The sequence below is a fragment of the Aeromicrobium senzhongii genome, assembly GCF_014334735.1.
Taxonomy (GTDB): Bacteria; Actinomycetota; Actinomycetes; order Propionibacteriales; family Nocardioidaceae; genus Aeromicrobium; species Aeromicrobium senzhongii.
Window position 1 is genome coordinate 1,933,734 of record NZ_CP060587.1, and the last position, 18,463, is coordinate 1,952,196.

The 18,463-nt window shown below is 71.8% G+C and carries 22 protein-coding genes; 4 read left to right on the forward strand and 18 right to left on the reverse strand.

Annotation, left to right across the window (positions count from 1 at the left end; all coding sequences use genetic code 11):
• Positions 1–2 precede the first annotated feature (2 nt).
• From H9L21_RS09580 to rpsB, 5 genes are all read right to left on the reverse strand, one after another.
• Entirely contained in the window at positions 3–851 is an 849-nt protein-coding gene (locus tag H9L21_RS09580) for a phosphatidate cytidylyltransferase (RefSeq protein WP_154594717.1), read from the reverse strand.
• Positions 841–1,362, reverse strand: a complete 522-nt coding sequence (gene frr, locus H9L21_RS09585; RefSeq protein ID WP_154596112.1) for a ribosome recycling factor — start codon at positions 1,360–1,362, stop codon at positions 841–843. The genes H9L21_RS09580 and frr overlap by 11 nt, the downstream gene beginning before the upstream one ends.
• A 69-nt stretch (positions 1,363–1,431) precedes the next feature.
• Positions 1,432–2,136 (reverse strand): UMP kinase, encoded by a 705-nt coding sequence (gene pyrH, locus H9L21_RS09590; RefSeq protein WP_154594716.1) that lies wholly within the window; start codon positions 2,134–2,136, stop codon positions 1,432–1,434.
• Positions 2,137–2,282: 146 nt separating this feature from the next.
• Positions 2,283–3,098 carry a translation elongation factor Ts gene (gene tsf / locus H9L21_RS09595; RefSeq protein WP_154594715.1) on the reverse strand — a complete coding sequence of 272 codons (816 nt, stop codon included), beginning with the start codon at positions 3,096–3,098 and terminating at the stop codon, positions 2,283–2,285.
• A gap of 69 nt (positions 3,099–3,167) precedes the next feature.
• On the reverse strand, positions 3,168–4,118 hold the full coding sequence (rpsB, locus tag H9L21_RS09600) for a 30S ribosomal protein S2 (RefSeq protein ID WP_154594714.1): 951 nt from the start codon (positions 4,116–4,118) through the stop codon (positions 3,168–3,170).
• 315 nt (positions 4,119–4,433) lie between these two features.
• Here rpsB and H9L21_RS09605 point away from each other — a divergent pair, with 315 nt between their 5' ends.
• Positions 4,434–5,330, forward strand: a complete 897-nt coding sequence (locus H9L21_RS09605) for a peptidoglycan DD-metalloendopeptidase family protein (protein ID WP_154594713.1) — start codon at positions 4,434–4,436, stop codon at positions 5,328–5,330.
• Here H9L21_RS09605 and H9L21_RS09610 read toward each other — a convergent pair.
• The 5 genes from H9L21_RS09610 to H9L21_RS09630 form a co-directional block, all read right to left on the reverse strand.
• Complete coding sequence (locus H9L21_RS09610) at positions 5,315–6,235, reverse strand: tyrosine recombinase XerC (protein ID WP_187411412.1); 921 nt, start codon at positions 6,233–6,235, stop codon at positions 5,315–5,317. The genes H9L21_RS09605 and H9L21_RS09610 overlap by 16 nt on opposite strands.
• Before the next feature lie 125 nt (positions 6,236–6,360).
• Positions 6,361–7,395, reverse strand: coding sequence for a sulfate/molybdate ABC transporter ATP-binding protein (locus H9L21_RS09615; protein ID WP_255467023.1), 1,035 nt, complete (start codon positions 7,393–7,395; stop codon positions 6,361–6,363).
• Positions 7,392–8,174: an ABC transporter permease gene (locus tag H9L21_RS09620; protein WP_255467024.1), complete on the reverse strand. Its 783-nt coding sequence runs from the start codon at positions 8,172–8,174 to the stop codon at positions 7,392–7,394. Before H9L21_RS09620 ends, H9L21_RS09615 begins: the two co-directional genes overlap by 4 nt.
• Positions 8,171–8,929: a molybdate ABC transporter substrate-binding protein gene (gene modA / locus H9L21_RS09625; protein ID WP_187411413.1), complete on the reverse strand. Its 759-nt coding sequence runs from the start codon at positions 8,927–8,929 to the stop codon at positions 8,171–8,173. The genes H9L21_RS09620 and modA overlap by 4 nt, the downstream gene beginning before the upstream one ends.
• Positions 8,926–9,330, reverse strand: coding sequence for a TOBE domain-containing protein (locus H9L21_RS09630; RefSeq protein ID WP_154594712.1), 405 nt, complete (start codon positions 9,328–9,330; stop codon positions 8,926–8,928). The genes modA and H9L21_RS09630 overlap by 4 nt, the downstream gene beginning before the upstream one ends.
• 45 nt (positions 9,331–9,375) lie before the next feature.
• Between H9L21_RS09630 and H9L21_RS09635 the strand changes: the two genes are divergently transcribed.
• From H9L21_RS09635 to H9L21_RS09645, 3 genes are read left to right on the forward strand one after another with little or no spacing between them, the layout of a single operon-like run.
• Complete coding sequence (locus tag H9L21_RS09635) at positions 9,376–10,599, forward strand: molybdopterin molybdotransferase MoeA (protein ID WP_154594711.1); 1,224 nt, start codon at positions 9,376–9,378, stop codon at positions 10,597–10,599.
• The gene (gene moaC / locus H9L21_RS09640) at positions 10,596–11,084 is read left to right on the forward strand and encodes a cyclic pyranopterin monophosphate synthase MoaC (protein ID WP_154594710.1); all 489 of its coding nucleotides are present in this window, start codon (positions 10,596–10,598) and stop codon (positions 11,082–11,084) included. The genes H9L21_RS09635 and moaC overlap by 4 nt, the downstream gene beginning before the upstream one ends.
• Positions 11,077–11,583 (forward strand): MogA/MoaB family molybdenum cofactor biosynthesis protein, encoded by a 507-nt coding sequence (locus H9L21_RS09645; protein WP_154594709.1) that lies wholly within the window; start codon positions 11,077–11,079, stop codon positions 11,581–11,583. Before moaC ends, H9L21_RS09645 begins: the two co-directional genes overlap by 8 nt.
• 15 nt (positions 11,584–11,598) lie before the next feature.
• Here H9L21_RS09645 and H9L21_RS09650 read toward each other — a convergent pair whose 3' ends face one another.
• The 8 genes from H9L21_RS09650 to lepB all read right to left on the reverse strand — a co-directional run bounded on the left by H9L21_RS09650 (position 11,599) and on the right by lepB (position 18,453).
• Positions 11,599–12,267 (reverse strand): class I SAM-dependent methyltransferase, encoded by a 669-nt coding sequence (locus tag H9L21_RS09650; protein ID WP_222865759.1) that lies wholly within the window; start codon positions 12,265–12,267, stop codon positions 11,599–11,601.
• Between the two features lie 5 nt (positions 12,268–12,272).
• Positions 12,273–13,391, reverse strand: a complete 1,119-nt coding sequence (gene dprA, locus H9L21_RS09655) for a DNA-processing protein DprA (protein ID WP_154594708.1) — start codon at positions 13,389–13,391, stop codon at positions 12,273–12,275.
• Positions 13,388–14,965 (reverse strand): YifB family Mg chelatase-like AAA ATPase, encoded by a 1,578-nt coding sequence (locus H9L21_RS09660; RefSeq protein WP_187411414.1) that lies wholly within the window; start codon positions 14,963–14,965, stop codon positions 13,388–13,390. The genes dprA and H9L21_RS09660 overlap by 4 nt, the downstream gene beginning before the upstream one ends.
• Positions 14,965–15,327, reverse strand: coding sequence for a YraN family protein (locus H9L21_RS09665; RefSeq protein WP_154594707.1), 363 nt, complete (start codon positions 15,325–15,327; stop codon positions 14,965–14,967). The genes H9L21_RS09660 and H9L21_RS09665 overlap by 1 nt, the downstream gene beginning before the upstream one ends.
• Before the next feature lie 93 nt (positions 15,328–15,420).
• Entirely contained in the window at positions 15,421–16,773 is a 1,353-nt protein-coding gene (locus tag H9L21_RS09670) for an MFS transporter (protein ID WP_154594706.1), read from the reverse strand.
• A 5-nt stretch (positions 16,774–16,778) separates the two neighbouring features.
• Positions 16,779–17,087, reverse strand: coding sequence for a DUF2469 domain-containing protein (locus tag H9L21_RS09675; RefSeq protein ID WP_154594705.1), 309 nt, complete (start codon positions 17,085–17,087; stop codon positions 16,779–16,781).
• On the reverse strand, positions 17,084–17,803 hold the full coding sequence (rnhB, locus tag H9L21_RS09680) for a ribonuclease HII (RefSeq protein ID WP_222865760.1): 720 nt from the start codon (positions 17,801–17,803) through the stop codon (positions 17,084–17,086). Before rnhB ends, H9L21_RS09675 begins: the two co-directional genes overlap by 4 nt.
• Positions 17,800–18,453 carry a signal peptidase I gene (lepB, locus tag H9L21_RS09685; RefSeq protein ID WP_255467025.1) on the reverse strand — a complete coding sequence of 218 codons (654 nt, stop codon included), beginning with the start codon at positions 18,451–18,453 and terminating at the stop codon, positions 17,800–17,802. The genes rnhB and lepB overlap by 4 nt, the downstream gene beginning before the upstream one ends.
• Positions 18,454–18,463 lie beyond the last annotated feature (10 nt).

Below are 18,463 nucleotides of genomic sequence, written 5' to 3' on the forward strand. Positions count from 1 at the left end.
CCTCAGACCAGGAGGTACATCACCAGGTACGCGACGGGCGCGACGGCGATGAGCGAGTCGAGCCGGTCCATGAGTCCGCCGTGGCCGGGGAGCAGGTCGCCCATGTCCTTGATCCCGACGTCGCGCTTGATGAGCGACTCGCACAGGTCGCCCAGCGTCGCGAAGCAGACGCCTGCGATGCCCAGCACCAGACCGGCCCACCACGGGCCCTCGAGCGCGAAGACCACGATCAGGATGCCCGCGGCGACGCTGGCCACCATGGAGCCCGCGAAGCCCTCCCACGACTTCTTCGGCGAGATGGTCGGAGCCATCGGGTGCTTGCCGAAGAGCACGCCGGCCGCGTAGCCGCCGATGTCGGAGGCGATCGTGACCAGGATGAACGCCACGACCCGCCAGGGGCCGTCGTCGGCGGTGAGCATCCGCAGGACGAACGTGCCCATGAGGAACAGGTACGACAGCAGGAAGATGCCCGCGGTCGCGTCGCGCACGAACCCGGCGCTGCCCGACCGCAGCCGCCAGGCCATCGTCGCGATGACCGTCAGGGCCATCACGGCCGTGGCGGTCTCCATGTCGTCGTAGTAGCCGACGACGAGCATCGTGACGCCGCCGGCCAGCACGGGCGGCAACGGCACGCGGATGCCCGCGGTGGCGAGCGCCCGGGAGAGCTCGAACGCCGCGACGACGAGCGCCACGACGACGACGATGCCGAACAGGTCCTTGAACCAGATCAGCGACAGCAGGACGACGGCGACGAGGGTGACGCCGACGGCGATCGCGGCCGGCAGGTCCCGACCGGCACGGCCGGTCTTCTTCTGCGCAGCCGGATCGGGTGTCGGGACGTCAGACGTCAAGGAGCTCTGCTTCCTTGGACTTCAGGGCCTCGTCGATGATGTCGACGTGCTTCTTGGTCAGCGCGTCGAGGCGCTTCTCGGCGCCGGTGACGTCGTCCTTGCTGATCTCGGAGTCCTTCTCGGCCTTGTCCATCGCCTGCTTGGCGCTGCGGCGCACGCCGCGGACCGCGATGCGGCCGTCCTCGGCCTTGGACTTGGCGAGCTTGATGTACTCCTTGCGGCGCTCCTCGGTCAGCTCGGGCAGCGTCACCCGCAGCACCTTGCCGTCGTCGGAGGGGTTGACGCCGAGGTCGGAGTCGCGGATGGCCTTCTCGATGGCGGACTTCGCCCCGAGGTCGTAGGGCGCGATGATCACGGTGCGCGCCTCGGGGACCTGGAAGCTGGCCAGCTGCTGCAGCGGCGTGGGCGTCCCGTAGTAGTCCGCCGTGATCTGCGCGAACATCGCGGGGTGCGCGCGGCCGGTCCGGATTCCCTCGAATTCGTCGCGAGTGTGCTCGACCGCCTTCTTCATCCGGGTCTCGGCATCGCGCAGTGTCTCGTCGATCACGTCATGCTCCGTTGCATCGTCGGGTGCCCACGCTCACGCGTGGACGAGTGTTCCGATCATCTCACCACGCAGGGCACGGGTCACCGCACCCTCGTCGTTCATGTTGAACACCATCATGGGCAGTTCGTTCTCCATGCACAGCGCGAAGGCGGCCGCGTCGACCACCTGCAGGTTGCGCTGGAGGGCTTCGTTGAAGGTGATGCTGTCGAAGCGCTGGGCCTCGGGGTTGCTGCGGGGGTCGGAGTCGTAGACCCCGTCGACGCCGTTCTTGCTCATCAGCACGACGTCGGCCTTGATCTCCAGGGCGCGCTGGGCCGAAACCGTGTCGGTCGAGAAGTACGGCATGCCGGCGCCGGCGCCGAAGATCACGACGCGGCCCTTCTCCATGTGCCGGATGGCGCGGCGCGGGATGTACGGCTCGGCGACCTGCGCCATGGCGATCGCGGACTGGACGCGCGTCTCGACGCCCTGCTTCTCGATGAAGTCCTGCAGCGCGAGCGCGTTCATGACGGTGCCCAGCATGCCGATGTAGTCGGCGCGGGCACGTTCCATGCCCCGCTGGCTGAGCTCGGCCCCGCGGAAGAAGTTGCCGCCACCGACGACGATCGCGACCTGCACGCCCTCGCGGACCGCCTGGGCGACCTGCTCGGCCGCGTCGTTGACGACGTCCGGGTCGATGCCCGTGGCTCCTCCACCGAAGACCTCACCGGAAAGTTTGAGAAGAACACGGCGAGCCATGGGTACGAGATTATCCGATGGCGTCCCCGCTGGTGCACGCAGCGTCGACTTCGGTGCCCGCGCACTGGAGTGACTGCCGAGAAGCCCGGGAAATGCACGAGGGCCCCGTGGATCGCTCCACGGGGCCCTCGTCGATCAGGTGCGGCTCAGGCGCCGACCTCGATGTGGCTGAAGCCCTTGATGGTGATGCCGGCTTCCTCCGCGACGGCCTTGACCGTCTTCTTGTTGTCGGTGACGCTCGCCTGGTCCAGCAGCACGTTCTCCTTGAAGAACCCGTTGACGCGACCCTCGACGATCTTGGGCAGAGCCTGCTCGGGCTTGCCCTCCTCCTTGGCCGTGGCCTCGGCGATCTCGCGCTCCTTGGCGACGGTCTCGGCGGGCACGTCCTCGCGGGTCAGCCAACGCGGGCGCATGGCCGCGATCTGCATCGCGATGCCGCGGGCGGCGTCCTCGTTGTCACCCTCGTACTCGACCAGCACGCCGACGGCCGGCGGCAGGTCGCTGGCACGACGGTGCATGTAGGTGGCGACCTGACCCGACCGGGCGCTGACGCGACCGAGCTCGAGCTTCTCGCCGATGACGGCGGCCAGGGCGCTGATCGTCTCGGCGACCGTCTTGCCGTCGTCGAGGGTGAGGTTCGCGAACTCCGCGGCGTCGGCCGGCTTGGCGGCATCGGCCGCGGCAGCCAGGCGCTCGGCCAGGGCGATGAACTGGTCGTTCTTGGCGACGAAGTCCGTCTCGGAGTTCAGCTCGACGAGCGCCGAGCCCGAGTTCGCGACGAGACCCGACGAGGCCTCACGCTCGGCGCCGCGCTTGGCGGCCTTGGCGGCACCCGAGATCCGCAGGATCTCGACGGCCTTGTCGAAGTCGCCCTCGGCCTCGGTGAGGGCCTTCTTGGCGTCCATCATCCCGGCGCCCGTGGCGTCGCGGAGCTTCTTCACATCGGCAGCGGTGATTGCCATGTTTCGTCCTCGGTTCTGGTGACGCCGGCCCGACGGGTCACGTCGGGCCGGCAGATGGTCAGGGATGGCTCAGGACTGGGCGGGCGTCTCGACCGCGGGGGCCTCGGCGGCCGGAGCCTCAGCAGCGTCGGCCGCGGGGGCCTCGGCAGCGGGGGCCTCGGCGGCAGGCGCCTCAGCGGCGTCGGCAGCAGGCGCCTCAGCAGCGTCGGCCGTGGGGGCCTCAGCGGCGGGAGCGGCGGCCTTCGAGGCGAGCAGCTCCTTCTCCCAGTCGGCCAGCGGCTCCTCGGCGCCGAGCTCCTGGCCCGGGGTCTCCTCGCCGGTCTTGGCGCCACCACGCGACATGAGGCCATCGGCCACGGCGTCGGCGATGACCCGCGTCAGCAGGCCGACCGAGCGGATCGCGTCGTCGTTGCCCGGGATCGGGTAGTCGACGTCATCGGGATCGCAGTTGGTGTCGAGGATCGCGACGATCGGGATGTTCAGCTTCTTGGCCTCGTCGACCGCGAGGTGCTCCTTCTTGGTGTCGACGATCCACACGGCGTTGGGCACGCGGCCCATGTCGCGGATGCCGCCCAGGGTGCGGTTGAGCTTGATGTACTCGCGACGCATCTGAAGGAGTTCCTTCTTCGTGCGGTTGGAGCCCGCGACGTCGTCGAAGTCGACCTCCTCGAGCTCCTTCATGCGCTGCAGACGCTGCGACATCGTCTGGTAGTTGGTCAGCATGCCGCCGAGCCAGCGCTGGTTGACGTAGGGCATGCCCACGCGCTTGGCCTGCTCCTCGACGGGCTCCTGCGCCTGGCGCTTGGTGCCGACGAACAGGATCGTGCCGCCGCGGGCGACGGTGCTCTTGACGAACTCGTACGCCGAGTCGATGTAGGACAGCGACTGCTGCAGATCGATGATGTAGATGCCGTTGCGCTCGGTCATGATGAATCGCTTCATCTTGGGGTTCCAACGACGGGTCTGGTGCCCGAAGTGAACGCCGCTCTCGAGCAGCTGACGCATGGTGACGACGGCCATGGCCGTACTTCCTTTCAAACCAAGTTGACGCACCGCCGGTCGACGATGCCCTGGTGTCCGACGCGGGCCACCCGACGAAAATCAGGACCCGGGCCGCGCCCCGTTCGGTTCTCACGTCACGGGAGAGGACACGCGAATTTCCGCCCCGGAAGGCAGATGGGTCAAGTCTAGTGCACGGCCCACGTCCCGAGGAAATCGGCACCACCGGAGGGCGAAGCGCGGGCCGTCCACACCGGCCGGGGCCGTCGATCGGCCCGTCCACAGGGGTCGGCGGCCGGGTTCCGCCGGGGACTCCCGGGCGCTTGGCTCGTCCTCATGGCCCGACTCCGCCTGCTCCTGCTGACCGTCCTCGTGATGGCGATCGCGTCGCCCGCTCACGCCTCGCCATGGCAGTGGCCCCTGGGCGACCACCGGATCGACCGCCCCTTCGACCCACCCGCGTCGGACTACGGAGCCGGACACCGCGGCGTCGACATCCCCGGCCGTGCCGGCCAGACCGTCCGGGCCGTGGCCGCCGGGCGCGTCACCTTCGCCGGTCGGGTGGCCGGGATCTGGACGATCACCGTCACCCACGGCGACGAGCGGTCCACCTACCAGCCGGTCTCCCCCGCCGTTCGCGTCGGCGACGCCGTGACCGCCGGTCAGCCGTTGGGCCGGTTGCTGGGCGGCCACCCGTCGTGCCGACGGACCTGTCTGAACCTCGGCCGGCTGCGTGGCGAGCGGTACCTCGATCCGGCCGACCTGCTGGCGACGTCCGGCTCCTACCGGTTGATCGATCCGGAGGGGACGCCGCCCGACCCACCGGACCTCGTCGGCGGCGACCTGCCCCTCGACGGCCCTGTGACCTCCGCCTACGGGATGCGCGTCCATCCGCTCACCGGCGTGCGCAAGCTCCACGACGGCGTCGACATCGGCGCGCCGTGCGGCACCTCCGTCCCGGCGGCGGGCGCCGGACAGGTCGGTCGTGCCGGCGCGAACGGCGCCTACGGCCTGCAGGTCGAGATCCGCCACGCGGCCGGCGCCGTCACCTCCTACTCGCACCTGTCGTCCCTCGCGGTGCGCGTCGGGGAGCGGATCGGGGCCGGCACCGTCGTCGGGCGGGTCGGCTCGACGGGCGCCTCGACCGGGTGCCATCTGCACTTCATGCGGCTCGTCGACGGACGGCCCGTCGACCCGCTGGGCCGTCCGGGTGCGGGTCAGGCGCGGGGGTGAGCCTGGGTGAAGGCCGCGCGCAGCCGGTCGGCGCTCACGTGGGTGTAGATCTGCGTCGTCCCCATCGAGGCGTGCCCCAGCAGCTCCTGCACGGACCGCAGGTCGGCTCCGCCCTCGAGCAGATGGGTGGCGGCCGTGTGGCGCAGGCCGTGCGGACCGACGTCGGGCGCGTCGGGCACCGCCGCGACCCGCTCATGCACGATGCGGCGCACGACCCGCGCGTCGATCCGTCCGCCCCGCGCACCGAGGAAGAGCGCCGGTCCGCTCCCGGCCACGGCCAGCGCGGGTCGTCCCCGCTCCAGCCAGGCGGACAGGGCGTCGGCAGCGGGCACGCCGTACGGGACCATCCGCTCCTTGGCGCCCTTGCCCAGGACGCGCAGCACCCGGCGCGACGTGTCGAGGTCGTCGACGTCGGCTCCCACCAGCTCGCCCACCCGGACACCGGTCGCCCAGAGCATCTCGATGATCGCGAGGTCCCGCAGACCGGTGGGACCGTCGTCCTCGACGGAGTCCACGATCGCGTCGACGACGGCGCGCATGTCGATCTGGTTCAGCGCGGGGGGCAGCGTGCGGTGGGCCTTCGGAGCGGCCAGGAGGGCCCCGGCATCACTCGTCGCGCGACCGGTGCGCTCGAGCCAGGCCGTGAAGACCCGGGCGGCCGTCGAGCGCCGGGCCATCGTGGTGCGCGCGCGACCCCGCGTCTGCAGGTTCGCCAGCCAGCTGCGCAACGTCCGGATCGTGAGCTCGGCCGGGTCGGCCACGTGCAGCAAGGTCGCGTGCTCCGCCAGGCTCGCGAGGTCGGTCAGGTAGGCCCGCACCGTGTGCTCCGACAGGTCGCGCTCCTCGCACAGGTGCCGCTCGTAGTCGGCCAGCGTGCGCGCCCAGGCCTCGGAGAAGTCACCCACGGACCCACTCTCGCATCGCCTCGGCCCGGATCCACGGACGTGGGTCGCGGCGGGCGGCGCCGCGCCGGTGCCGGCTCGGTCCGGTGCAACAGCATCCGCATCGTCTCCGCGTCGGCTGTCGACGATCACACCGGGTCCAGGCGGACCTCCGTGGCCTTGATGCTCAGCCAGACGTCGTCACCGGGGACGAGCTGCAACTCGGCCGCCGCAGCCGGGGTGACGTCCGCGATCCAGCCGGAGACCTCGATCCGGCACGTCGCACCTCGGGACTCGATCGCGCCGACCGTCCCCGGCAGGACGTTCCGCGGGCTGCCCGCCGGCCGCTCCCGGTGCACGGCCACGGCCGTCGGGGCGAAGGTCGCGGTGGCCCTCGCCCCGACGGCCAGCGGTGTCACGGCGATGCCCGTCAACTCCCGACCGTCTGCCGCGCGCAATCGGTCCGCGCTCGTCGCCACTCCCTCGACGAGGTTCACACCGGCCAGTGCCGCCCCGAACGCGCTGCGCGGGTGGAGCAGCACCTCGCGCGTCGGCCCCTCGTGGACGATCCGGCCGGACTCGACCACGACCGCCCGATCGGCGAGCGACAGCGCATCCAGGGGATCGTGCGTCACCAGCACGGTGGTGGTGTCCTCCAGGACCATCCGCAACAGCCGCCGCAACGCGGGCACCGCCTCGACGTCGAGCGCGGCCAGCGGCTCGTCCAGCAGGACGACGTCCGGCTCGACCGCCAGGGCCCGGGCGATCGCCACGCGCTGGGCCTGTCCACCCGAGAGCTCGCGCGGGCGCCGATCGGCGAGCGCCGAACCGCCCACCCGGTCGAGCCAGGCGTCCCCGCGCACCGTCGCGTCCGCCAGCCCTCGGCTCCGCGGGCCGAACGCGACGTTCTCGCGCACGGTCAGATGAGGGAACAGCCGAGGCGCCTGACCCAGCAGCGCCACCGAGCGTCGGTGCGGAGGCACCCACACGCCCGTCGCGGCCAGCACCTGCTCCCCTGCCATCACGTGGCCGTCGGCCGGTCGCCACAGCCCGGCGACCGTCGCGAGCAACGTCGACTTCCCCGCTCCGTTCGGGCCGAGGACCGCCAGCGTCTCGCCGTCGGCCACGTCGATCTCCAGCGCCATCGCCCGTCCCGGGTCATCCACCCGGGCGGTGAGGCTCACCACGGGGACCGCCCCGGACGGTGCACCAGAGCGATCACCACGAGGGCCACCGCCACCAGCAGGAAGGACAGCGCGATCGCGGCATCGGGGTTCACCTCACGCTGCAGGTAGATCTCGGTGGGCAGCGCGCGGGTGACCCCCTGGAGGCTGCCGGCGAAGGTCACGGTCGCGCCGAACTCGCCCAGCGCACGGGCGAACGACAGCACGGTGCCGGCGATCAGTCCCGGCGCCACGAGCGGGAGCGAGACCCGCGACAGCACCCGCGACGGCGCGGCTCCGAGGGTCGCGGCCACGTCGGCATAGCCGGGATCGACGGCACGCAGGGCGCCTTCGAGTGTCACCACCAGGAAGGGCAGGGAGACGAACGTCTGCGCCAGGACGACGGCGACGGTCGTGAAGGCGATCTCGATCCCGAAGGCCTCCAGGTGCTGACCCAGCCAGCCCCGGCGGCCGAACGTCGCCAGCAGCGCGATGCCCCCGACGACGGGCGGCAGCACCAGCGGCAGCAGCACGAGCGCCCGCACCACCGACGCCCAGCGCGCCGACGAGCGGGCCAGCGCCAGGGCGAGCGGCACACCGAGGACGACGCACAGCGCGGTGCTGGCCGCCGCGGTGCGCAGGCTCAGCCCGAGGGCCGCGCGTGACTCCTCGGTCGTCACCAGCGAGAGGAAGTCGCGCCACTCGACGCGCAGCACCAGCCCCGCCACCGGAAGGACCAGCAGGGCGAGGCCGACCAGGGCCGGCACCATGACCCACGCGGGAACGTCGGTGCGCTTCACGGTGTCCCGAAACCTGCGGTGGTGAGCACCGTCCGGGCCTCGTCGCCGGACACGAAGTCGACGAACTTCGCAGCCAGCGCGGATCGGTCAGGCCCGCCCAGCGCGGCGACCGGATAGCGGTTCACCACCGCCGCGGCACCGGGGACCTCGACGCTGCGCACCCGCTCACCCGCCGCCAGCGCATCGGTGCGGTAGACGAGGCCCGCGTCGGCCTGGCCGGCGGTGACCTTCCCCAGGACGTCGGAGACGGACTGCTCCTCGCTGACCGGGTCGACGCGCGTCCCGGTGGCCTCGAGCAGCCGCCGCGACGCCGCTCCGCACGGCACCTGCTCCGCGCACAGGACGAGCCTCACCCCCTCGTCGGAGAGGTCCTCGACCGACGTGATGCGGGCGGGGTCGCCCGCCGGCACCACGAGCACGAGGGTGTTGGTGGCGAAGACGACCGGGGACAGCTCGGCCACGCTGTCCTGCTGGACCCGCGCCATCGTGGGCTCGTCCGCCGGCGCGAACACGTCCGCCGGCGCGCCGTCGAGGATCTGGGCGGCCAGGGCGGACGAGCCCGCGAAGGAGAGCCGCACGTCCACGCCCTCGTGCCGGTCCTCGAAGTCCCGGGCGATCTCGGTGAACGCCGGAGCCAGTGAGGCGGCGGCGAACACGGTGACCGTGCGGCTGTTCGTCTCGGCACTCCCCGCCCCACACGCGGCGGTCCCCCACAGCACGAGCGCCGCCGCGGCAGCCGCGAGTGCTCGCCTCACGGGGCCCCGCCGGGGGTCTCCAGCGCCACGTTCGTCGCCTTGACCACCGCGACCGCCACGACGCCGGGCTCGAGCCCCAGCTCGCGCACCGACTCGGTACTGACCAGCGAGACGACCCGGTGGGGACCACACTGCAGCTCGACCTGGGACATGACGCGGTCGCTGATCACCTCGGTGACGATCCCGACGAACCGGTTGCGTGCCGACCTGCGCACGGCGGTCGGGTCCGTGACGGACCGGCCCTCGGCCCGCACGTACTCCGCCAGGGCACGCCCGTCCACCACCGTGCGGCCCGAGGCGTCCTTGTCCGCGGGCAGTCGGCCGGCGGTGACCAGTCGGCGTACGGTGTCGGTGCTGACACCGAGGAAGTCCGCGGCGTCTAAAATCCGCACCTGAGCCATGAAATCGATGTTATCGGCTCAGATGCGACATCGACAGGAGTCGAGATGAGCAGATCGGTCGACGAGCACGCCCGTGAGGTCGCTGCGATGATCTCGCGTGCCGCGCACCGGCGAGCGCAGGACCGACCCGTCGAGCAGCCCGTGACCGCCGCCCTCTCCGGCCGACTCGCGGCGCCGGCCGTCTCCCGTCTCGACGTCCCCGGGTTCGACAACAGCCAGATGGACGGGTTCGCCGTGCATGCGGCCGACCTGGCGCGCGCGGGAGAGGCTCCGGTGGCTCTGCCGACCGTCGCGCACGTCGTCGCGGGCGATGCCGCTCCCCCGCGACTCGCTCCCGGCACCGTCGCACCGATCATGACCGGCGCGCCGCTGCCCCCGGGCGCGGACGCCGTCGTCCCGGTGGAGAGGACGCGGTCCGGTGAGTTCGGACCCGTCGACGGAGGCGCCCTCGTCGAGTTCACCGAGCCCGTCGCGTCCGGCACGTTCGTCCGAGGACGCGGCACCGACGTCCGGGAAGGCGAGGCCGTCCTGGAGGCCGGCGCTCCCCTGCACCCCGCGGCTGTCGGCGCCCTGGTCGTGGCCGGCATCGACACTGTCGAGGTCGCCCCTGCCCTGAGACTGGCGATCGTCGCCACCGGCGCGGAACTGGTCAGCGGCGCGGTCCCGGACTCGAATTCGCGCGTCCTGCTCGCCCACGCCCACGAGCTCGGGCTGGAGGCGAGCGCACACCTCGTGCCGGACGACCCGGGAGAGCTCGAGGCGCTCCTGGACCGGTTGGCGCCGCAGACCGACCTCATCGTCACGACCGGCGGTGTCAGCGCCGGGACCCGCGAGGTGGTGCGTCAGGTGCTCGAGCCCCGTCCGGGCGCATGGTTCGACCACGTCGCGGTGCAGCCCGGCGGACCCCAGGGCCTGGCGGCGTGGCACCACGACGACCGGGTGGTGCCGGTCGTGTGCCTGCCGGGCAACCCGGTCAGCGTCCTGGTCTCGTTCGAGCTGTTCCTGCGCCCCCCTCTGGCCCGGGCGGCCGGGCGCATCGCCCAGCGCCCGTCCGGGACCGGGCCCCTGGCAGAGCCGCTCACCTCGCCGCCGGGCCGCCTGCAGGTCCGGCGCGGCCGGCTGCAGCCCGACGGCAGCGTGAGTCTCGTCGGTGCGGCAGGATCGCACCTGCCCGTCTCCTACGCGCGGGCCGAGCTGCTGGTCCTCGTGCCCGAGAACGTCACGGCATGCGACGCCGGGGATACCGTGGAGTGGTGGAGGATCGCATGAGTGAGGGAGCCGGCGACGCGGGACTGTCGCACTACCGCGCCGATGGCAGCGCGCACATGGTCGACGTGTCCGGCAAGGCCACGACGCGGCGCGAGGCCAGGGCCTCGGGACGGCTGCGTACGCGTGCCGACGTGGTCGCCCGGATCATGGCCGGCGACCTCCCGAAGGGCGAGGCACTCGCGACGGCCCGGATCGCGGGAATCCTCGCCGCCAAGCAGACGCCGTTCCTCGTGCCGATGTGCCATCCGCTGCCGCTCTCGGCGATCACGATCGACTTCCGCGCCCTGGCGGACGCCGTCCACATCGAGGCGACCGTCGCCACCACCGCGCCCACGGGCGTTGAGATGGAGGCGCTCACCGCGGTCAGCGTCGCCGCGCTGACCTTGTTCGACATGGTCAAGGCCGTCGACGCGACCGCCGTGATCGAGTCGGTCCGGGTCGAGTCCAAGTCGGGCGGCACGCACGACTGGGAACGCGATGACTGAGTCGGCCCGGCGTCGGCTCGGGGTCGTGGTCTCCTCGACGCGTGCCGCGGACGGCCGGCGCGAGGACCTCACGGGACCCCGGATCGCCGACTGGGGACGGGCCCACGGCTTCGACGTCACCGGGCCGCACGTGGTGCCGGACGGTCCCGAGGTCGAGGCCGTGCTGCGCCGACTCGTCGACGAGCGATGCGCTCTGGTGCTGACCACCGGCGGCACCGGCCTCACGGCGGACGACCACGCTCCGGAGGCGACCGCCGCGATCATCGACCGCCCCGCGCCGGGGATCGCCGAGGCGATCCGGGCCCGTGGCCTGCTCACGACGCCGCACGCCGCCCTCTCACGAGGCACGGCTGGCATCAGTGGAACGACCCTGGTGGTCAACCTCGCCGGGTCGACGGGGGCCGTGCGCGAGGGTCTCGAGGTGCTCGAGGGGTTCATCGACCACGCGCTGGAGCAACTCGGTCACGGCCGCGCGTCGGACCGACCGCTGCACACCTGAGGCGGTCGCCGTCGCTCAGGTGCGCTGCAGCAGCAGGACGCTGTCCCGGAGCACGACCTCGTCACCGTTCGGCGCGAACGCGCGCCGGTCACGGACCTCGGCGATCACCGTGCGCCAGGAGTCGGCCGGCAGGTCCAGCATCTGCAGATCGTCCGCCGGCGACGGGAAGTCCGCGGCGTCGACGGGTGCGTGCTCATGCTCGTGGTCATGGGCCCACGGCGGCGCCTCGGCATGGGCGATGACCAACAGGTGCCCGCCCTCGGCGACGCGACCCGCGGCGGACCGCAGGATCCGGGCCCGGTCCAGCCGGACCGGCGACTGCAGGAACGAGGCGGTCACGAGATCGAATCGTCGCGGCGAGGACCAGGTGTCGAGGTCCGCGGCGACCCACGTGACTCGCTCGCTCAGGCCGGCACGCTCGGCGGCCACCTCGGCCCGGGCCAGGGCCGTCGGCGAGATGTCGATGCCGGTGACGTCCCACCCCCGCTCGGCCAGCCACAGGGCGTCCCCGCCCTCTCCCGCACCGAGGTCCAGAGCCGTGCCCGGCGTCAGGTCGGCAGCGACCCGTGCCAGCGCGACGTTCACGTGACCGGACCAGACTCCGTCGCGGGAACTGTACGTCCGCTCCCAGTGGGCGAAGACCTCATCCGCCTCAGCGGGATCCATCGCCGACCATTCGTTCACGGGTATCAACCTACCCGCCCGGGTTCGGTGGGACCCGTGATGTCGCGAGACCATCCGGCCTCCGTGACCGACACCACGCCGTGCCCGCGCAACTCGCGCAGGGCCCGATGGACCGCGACAGGACTGAGACGCAGTGCCGAGGCGATCTGCTCGGCCGGCTGCGGTTCCGCCTCGAGCCGCACCCAGACCCGCCGCGCGGCCGGGCCCACGTGCGGCAGCCCGTCGTCGACCAGGCCGAACGTGTCGGCCACGACGTCGCGGCCCGAGGTGACGAGCAGCGCCTTGCCCTCGCGGATTGCCCGATGCGTTCCACAGGACGCCTGCGCCGTGATCGGTCCAGGGACCGCCATGGTCGTGCGTCCCAGCTGGTCGGCCCAGTGCAGCGTGTTGAGCGATCCGCTGCGCCCGGCCGCCTCCACGACCACCACCCCGACGCTCAGGGCCGCGATGATCCGGTTGCGTACGAGGAAGCGGTGCCGCTGCGGTTGCGCGCCGGGTGGGAACTCACTGATCACGAGGCCCTCCTCCGCGATGCGTCGCAGCAGTGCGGCGTGGGCGCGCGGGTAGTCGACGTCGACGCCGCAGGCCATCACCGCGACGGTGGGACCACCGCCGAGCAGGGCGCCGCGGTGGGCGCACGCATCGATCCCGAAGGCAGCGCCGCTGATGACGGCGTGACCCTGGTCGGCGCAGTCGGCGGCGATGTCGCTGGCGGCCTCGGCCCCGTACGTCGTGCACCCACGTGCCCCGACGACCGCGATCGGCGCCGAGGCGATCGACGTGAGGTCACCGCCGCCGCGAACCCACAGCCCCAGCGGGGCCCCGGTGACCTGTCCGATGCCCTCGAGCTGGTCGAGGTCATCCAGGGCCACGGGCCATCCCGGCGAGCCCGGGACGACCCACCGCGCCCCGACCACGTCGGCCCGGCGCAAGGCGGCGTCCGCCTGCCGCGGCGCGGCCGCCGCGCCGTCATGCCACCGGTCCGGGATCTCGGCGCCACCGCGCACGACGGACTGCCACAGCTCGAGGGGGTCGCAGCGCTCGCGCCACGTCACGAGCCGGGGATCGCCCGCCTCGGCCACGAGCGAGAGCATCATCGCGGCGCGGGTGGGACTCCTGGTCACGCGGCCTCCAGGAGTCGCGCGACGTCTCCGCCGATCGGGCTGCCCCGGCGCAGGTCCAGCGCCGTCTGCACGTCGTCGATCGTCGGCCGGTCGTGGCCGCACAGGTCGGCGATGCTCCAGGCGAGCCGCAGGACCCGATCGGCTGAGCGCGGGGTGACCTTGTGCCCGCGCACCTGGTGCTCGAGCAACCGGGTTCCCTCCTCCTCGGCCGGCCACCCCTTGCGCAGGTCCACTCCGGGGACGGCCGCGTTGACGCGCCACGGGGTGCCCGCCAGACGCCGCCGCTGACGAGCGCGGGCCTCGGCGACCCGAGCCGCCAGGTCGGCCATCGCGGGACGGGCGCCGAGTCCGTGGACGAGCTCGCGCCGGGACGGCTCGACCAGGGTGCGGTGGATGTCGATCCGGTCGCGGATCGGCCCGGACAGACGATCGGCGTACCGACGGCGGGTGGCCGCCGAGCACTCACACCGCTGCATGACCGATCCGGCGTGTCCGCACGGACACGGGTTGGTGGCCAGGACGAGTTGGAAGCGAGCCGGGAACACCGCCGTCTGAGCCGAGCGCGAGACCACGACCTGTCCGCTCTCGAGCGGCTGGCGCAGCGCCTCGAGCACGTTGATGGCGAACTCGGGAGCCTCGTCGAGGAACAGCACCCCGTGATGGGCCAACGACATGGCACCGGGGCGGACCACGCGACTCCCGCCGCCCACCACCGCTGCGGCGCTGGCCGTGTGGTGGGGCTCGAGGAACGGGGGCCGGATGAGCATGGGCACGTCCGACGGCAGCACGCCGGCGAGCGAGTGCAGCGCACTGACCTCGAGGGAGTCCTCCGGCTCGAGATCGGGCAGCAGCGCGGGCAAGCGCTGCGCCAGCATCGTCTTGCCGACACCCGGCGGGCCCGTGAGGAGCAGGTGGTGGCCACCGCTGGCGGCGATGACCGTGGCCAGGCAGGCGTCGTCCTGACCGACCACATCGGTCAGGTCGAGCCGACCGGACGGGATCACCCGGCTCCAGGCGGCATCGGCGGACTCGTCCAAGGGCGGCACCGGCGGATCGTCCGGCTCCTCCTCGCCGCGCAGCATCGCGACGACCTGGCGCAGTGAGCGCACCCCGACCACCTCGATGGTGGGCACGAGACGTGCCTCGGCGAGGTTGGACTCGGGGACGAAGACCCGCTCGAAACCGGCCTCGGCCGCGGCGAGCGTGGCCGGCAGGACACCGCGGACCGCCCGCAGTCGTCCGTCGAGCGCCAACTCACCGAGGAACACGGTGCGCGCCAACCCCTCGGTCGGTACGACCGACTTGGCGACGAAGACCCCCAGCCCCATCGCGAGGTCGTAGTGCGGACCACTCTTGGGCAGGTTCGACGGCGCGAGGTTGATCGTGACGCGCGTGTCGGGCCACGCCGTCCCGGAGTTCACGACGGCGGAGCGCACCCGGTTGCGGGCCTCGCTGACGGTCGTGTCGGCCAGGCCCACCACGACGGTGGCGGAGAGGCCCGAGGCGATGTCCACCTCGACCTCGACGGGTCGACCCGCGAGGCCGTCGAGCGCGATCGATGCGATGGCCGCCATCAGGCCACCCCGGCGATGCGCTCGACCTGCGGTCCCCCGCTGCGCGGCACCCACACCGTCACGACGTCGATGCGGACGCCGTCCGGGTGGACCTGGTGCAGGTCCAGCCACCGCGAGAGGGAGCGCCGCAACTGGGTGAGCTTGCGATCGGTCACCGACTCGAGTGCCGTGCCGTGACTCGTGCTGGTCCGGGTCTTGACCTCGCACACCACGAGCGTGTCCCCGTCGCGGGCGACGATGTCGATCTCGCCGTGGTGGCAGGTCCAGTTGCGGGCCAGGATCACCATGCCGAGACCCCGGAGGTGGTCCGCGGCGATGCGTTCGCCGTAGGCACCGAGGGCTTGGTTGCGCGCGTAGGTCATGGGGCGAGCCTTCCGGCTCGGCGCGACCCCGAGAAGGCTCTGCGGAGGGCCTGTGGACACGCTGGCCCCGGGCCACGGGACTGTGGACGGACCTCAGGGGTCGGAGGATTCCGCGACGACCTCACCGTCGCGGTAGCGCTCGGACAGGATCCGGTACGCCCGGGTCCCGAAGGCCGCCAGCGCCAGGAACACCATGACCAGGCCCGCGAACCAGAAGATCAGCGCGATCCCCCGTGCGTCGCCGTGGCCCACGAGCCACGCCCACTGCTGCGCTCCGGCCTCGGAGTCGAGGTGCGGGATGACCCAGAACTCCGCGATCGGCGCGACGAGAAACGCCGTCACCGGAGCAGCGGCCGACTCGAAGGCCTGCGCGAATCCGAAGACACGTCCCTGACTGCGGAACGGGACGACCCGCTGGATGATCGTCTGCTCGGCGGCCTCGACCGCCGGCACCAGCAGCAGGAACAGCCAGATGCCGCCGATGCACAGCCACGGCCACTCCCGCAGGGTGAACGTCGCGTTGATGACCCCCATCGCGACCAGCACCCACAGCATCGTGCGCAGCGGGTTGGCGCCCAGTCCCCACCGGGCGATCATCAGACCGCCGAGGATGAACCCGGTCGAGGCCAGTCCGAAGATGAGCCCCCACTGCTCGACGGTGAAGAGCGTGAGCCCGTACGGGTCCATGAGTGCCATGAAGACGCCCGAGACCAGGTTGTTGAAGGTGGTCAGGACGATGAGCGCGAACAGCCCCGGCACGAGCGCGATGGCCGCGAGCGCACCCCGCACGTCCACCGTCGGGACCGCGTCCGCCGCGAACTCGGGACGGTCCTCCGCGATCTGCACGAAGAACAGGTGCACCAGCGTCGCGATCGTCAGGACGTTGGCGATCAGCAGCGTCCACCCCATGCCCAGCTGGCCGATCGCCAGCCCGCTGAAGACGCTGGTGACGATGAAGGCGATGCCCTGCACCGTGCCCACCAGCCCGTTGGCCCGGTCCCGGCGGTTCTGCGGGACCAGCAGGGTCACGAGGGTCGACAGCGCGATGTTGCGCATGCTCTCGACGACCGAGCCGAACAGCACGATGCCGGCGAACAGCCAGAACCACGGACCGGACATGTCGACGATGGCTCCGGGCCCGACCACCGCGTAGAGCGCCCCGGCCGCGGCGAAGGACGCCATCGTCACGAGGCTCGAGCCGACCAGCACGGCGCGCTTGCGATGGCGGTCGACCAACGTGCCGAAGAGCATCGCGAAGAGCGCCAGCATCAGCATGTAGGCGCCCCCGACGATGCCGGTGGCCAGGACCGACCGCGTCTCGAGGTAGACCCAGAAGGTCAGGGCGAACCACAGGAAGCTCGTCGTGACGTTGGCGACGAGGGTGTTCACCAGGACGTGGGCGAACGTCCGCGCGCCGTCGGGGGCCGCGGTGGGTGCTGACGACATGGCCGTCAGGAGGGAGGGAGCTTGACGTCGGAGTCCTGGAGCTCCTCGACGTTGACGTCCTTGAACGTCAGCACCTTGACGTTCTTGGCGAAGCGGGCCGGACGGTAGATGTCCCACACCCAGGCGTCGGCCATGGTCACCTCGAAGTAGGCGTCACCGGACTCCGACCGCACCTTCACGTCGACCGCGTTGCACAGGTAGAGGCGCCGGTCGGTCTCGACCACGTACTTGAAGATCGACACGACGTCGCGGTACTCGCGGTACAGCGAGAGCTCCATCTCGTTCTCGTACCGTTCCAGGTCCTCGGCGCTCATCCGGCCACCGCCTCTCGCGTCGTGTCGGTCATCGTGACGACCGCTTCGGGTCGTGGCTCGCATCCGGGCAACGACCAGGAGCGGCGATGGTGGACCGTCGGTCCGTGCTGCGCGAGCGCAGCGATGTGCTCGGGCGCCGAGTACCCCTTGTTCAGGTGCCAGCCGTACTCGGGGTGCTGGGCCGACAGCTCGACCATCATCGCGTCGCGCGTCGTCTTGGCCAGAATGCTGGCTGCCGCGACGGCGGCGCACCGCATGTCGGCCTTGATCATGGTGATGACCGGCGGCAGGTCGTCGATCAGGTCGGGCGGCCCGAAGAGGGCGGACTGATCGGGAACTCTGAGGTAGTCGTGGTTGCCGTCCAGGAGCACCGCGTCGGGGCGCACGGTCAGCTGGGCCAGGGCACGGTGGCCGGCCAGTCGCATCGCGGCGATGATGCCGTACTCGTCGATCTCGGCGGGGCTGGCGTGACCGACGCCGTGGACCGGTGCCCAGCGGCGGATCTTGGGGACCAGCGCCTCGCGGGCCTGCGGAGTGAGCAGCTTGCTGTCGCGGACGCCCTGCGGTGCGGTGCGGGTCTGCTCGGTCACGACGACCATGCCGATCGTGACCGGGCCGCAGAGTGCTCCGCGCCCGACCTCGTCGCTGCACGCCAGGGCCGTGCGGCCCTCGCGCAGCAGCCGGCGCTCGACGCGCAGGGTCGGCGCCGAGGTCACGGAACCTCGTCGAACGCGTTCGAGTCCTTGATCAGTCCGAAGCGATTGAGCGGCCACACCCTCAACCATGCCTTGCCGACCACGTCGTCGTCAGGAATGAACCCTCCCCCGGGCTCACCGAGATGAGCACGGGAGTCGGCCGAGTTCCCGCGGTTGTCGCCCTGGACCCACAGGTAGCCCTTCGGCACCTTGACGTCGAAGGTCTGGTCGGCGTTCATCTCCTGGTCGGCCAGGTAGGGCTCGTCGACCGGCTCGCCGTTGACCGTGGTGCGTCCCTGCTCGTCGCAGCACACGACGCGATCGCCGCCGACGCCGATGACCCGCTTGATCAGGTGTCCACCGGACGGGAAGAGCCCCACGACCTCGAGGGCACGCTGCACGCCGTTGGACGACTCGTCGACATCGGGGCCCAGCCAGTTGCCCGGGTCGCGGAAGACGACGATGTCGCCCCGCTCGGGACCGCCGGACCAGTAGGACCACTTCTCGACCAGGAGCTTGTCGTCCTGGACCATCGTCGGGACCATCGAGTCCGACGGGATGTAGAACGCCTGGAAGAAGAAGGTCTTGACGATCAGCGCCAGGACCAGGGCCGTGGCGACCAGGAGGAGGGATTCCTGCCACAACGGCAGTTGACGTTTCTCCTCGGGCACCAGATGAGCC

Coding starts and splice junctions, on each gene's coding strand:
- frr (WP_154596112.1), bottom strand. CDS start 1,362: ATGAAGAAGGCGGTCGAGCACACTCGCGACGAATTCGAGGGAATCCGG.
- pyrH (WP_154594716.1), bottom strand. CDS start 2,136: ATGGCTCGCCGTGTTCTTCTCAAACTTTCCGGTGAGGTCTTCGGTGGA.
- tsf (WP_154594715.1), bottom strand. CDS start 3,098: ATGGCAATCACCGCTGCCGATGTGAAGAAGCTCCGCGACGCCACGGGC.
- rpsB (WP_154594714.1), bottom strand. CDS start 4,118: ATGGCCGTCGTCACCATGCGTCAGCTGCTCGAGAGCGGCGTTCACTTC.
- H9L21_RS09605 (WP_154594713.1), top strand. CDS start 4,434: ATGGCCCGACTCCGCCTGCTCCTGCTGACCGTCCTCGTGATGGCGATC.
- H9L21_RS09630 (WP_154594712.1), bottom strand. CDS start 9,330: ATGGCTCAGGTGCGGATTTTAGACGCCGCGGACTTCCTCGGTGTCAGC.
- H9L21_RS09635 (WP_154594711.1), top strand. CDS start 9,376: ATGAGCAGATCGGTCGACGAGCACGCCCGTGAGGTCGCTGCGATGATC.
- moaC (WP_154594710.1), top strand. CDS start 10,596: ATGAGTGAGGGAGCCGGCGACGCGGGACTGTCGCACTACCGCGCCGAT.
- H9L21_RS09645 (WP_154594709.1), top strand. CDS start 11,077: ATGACTGAGTCGGCCCGGCGTCGGCTCGGGGTCGTGGTCTCCTCGACG.
- H9L21_RS09660 (WP_187411414.1), bottom strand. CDS start 14,965: ATGGCGGCCATCGCATCGATCGCGCTCGACGGCCTCGCGGGTCGACCC.
- H9L21_RS09665 (WP_154594707.1), bottom strand. CDS start 15,327: ATGACCTACGCGCGCAACCAAGCCCTCGGTGCCTACGGCGAACGCATC.
- H9L21_RS09670 (WP_154594706.1), bottom strand. CDS start 16,773: ATGTCGTCAGCACCCACCGCGGCCCCCGACGGCGCGCGGACGTTCGCC.
- H9L21_RS09675 (WP_154594705.1), bottom strand. CDS start 17,087: ATGAGCGCCGAGGACCTGGAACGGTACGAGAACGAGATGGAGCTCTCG.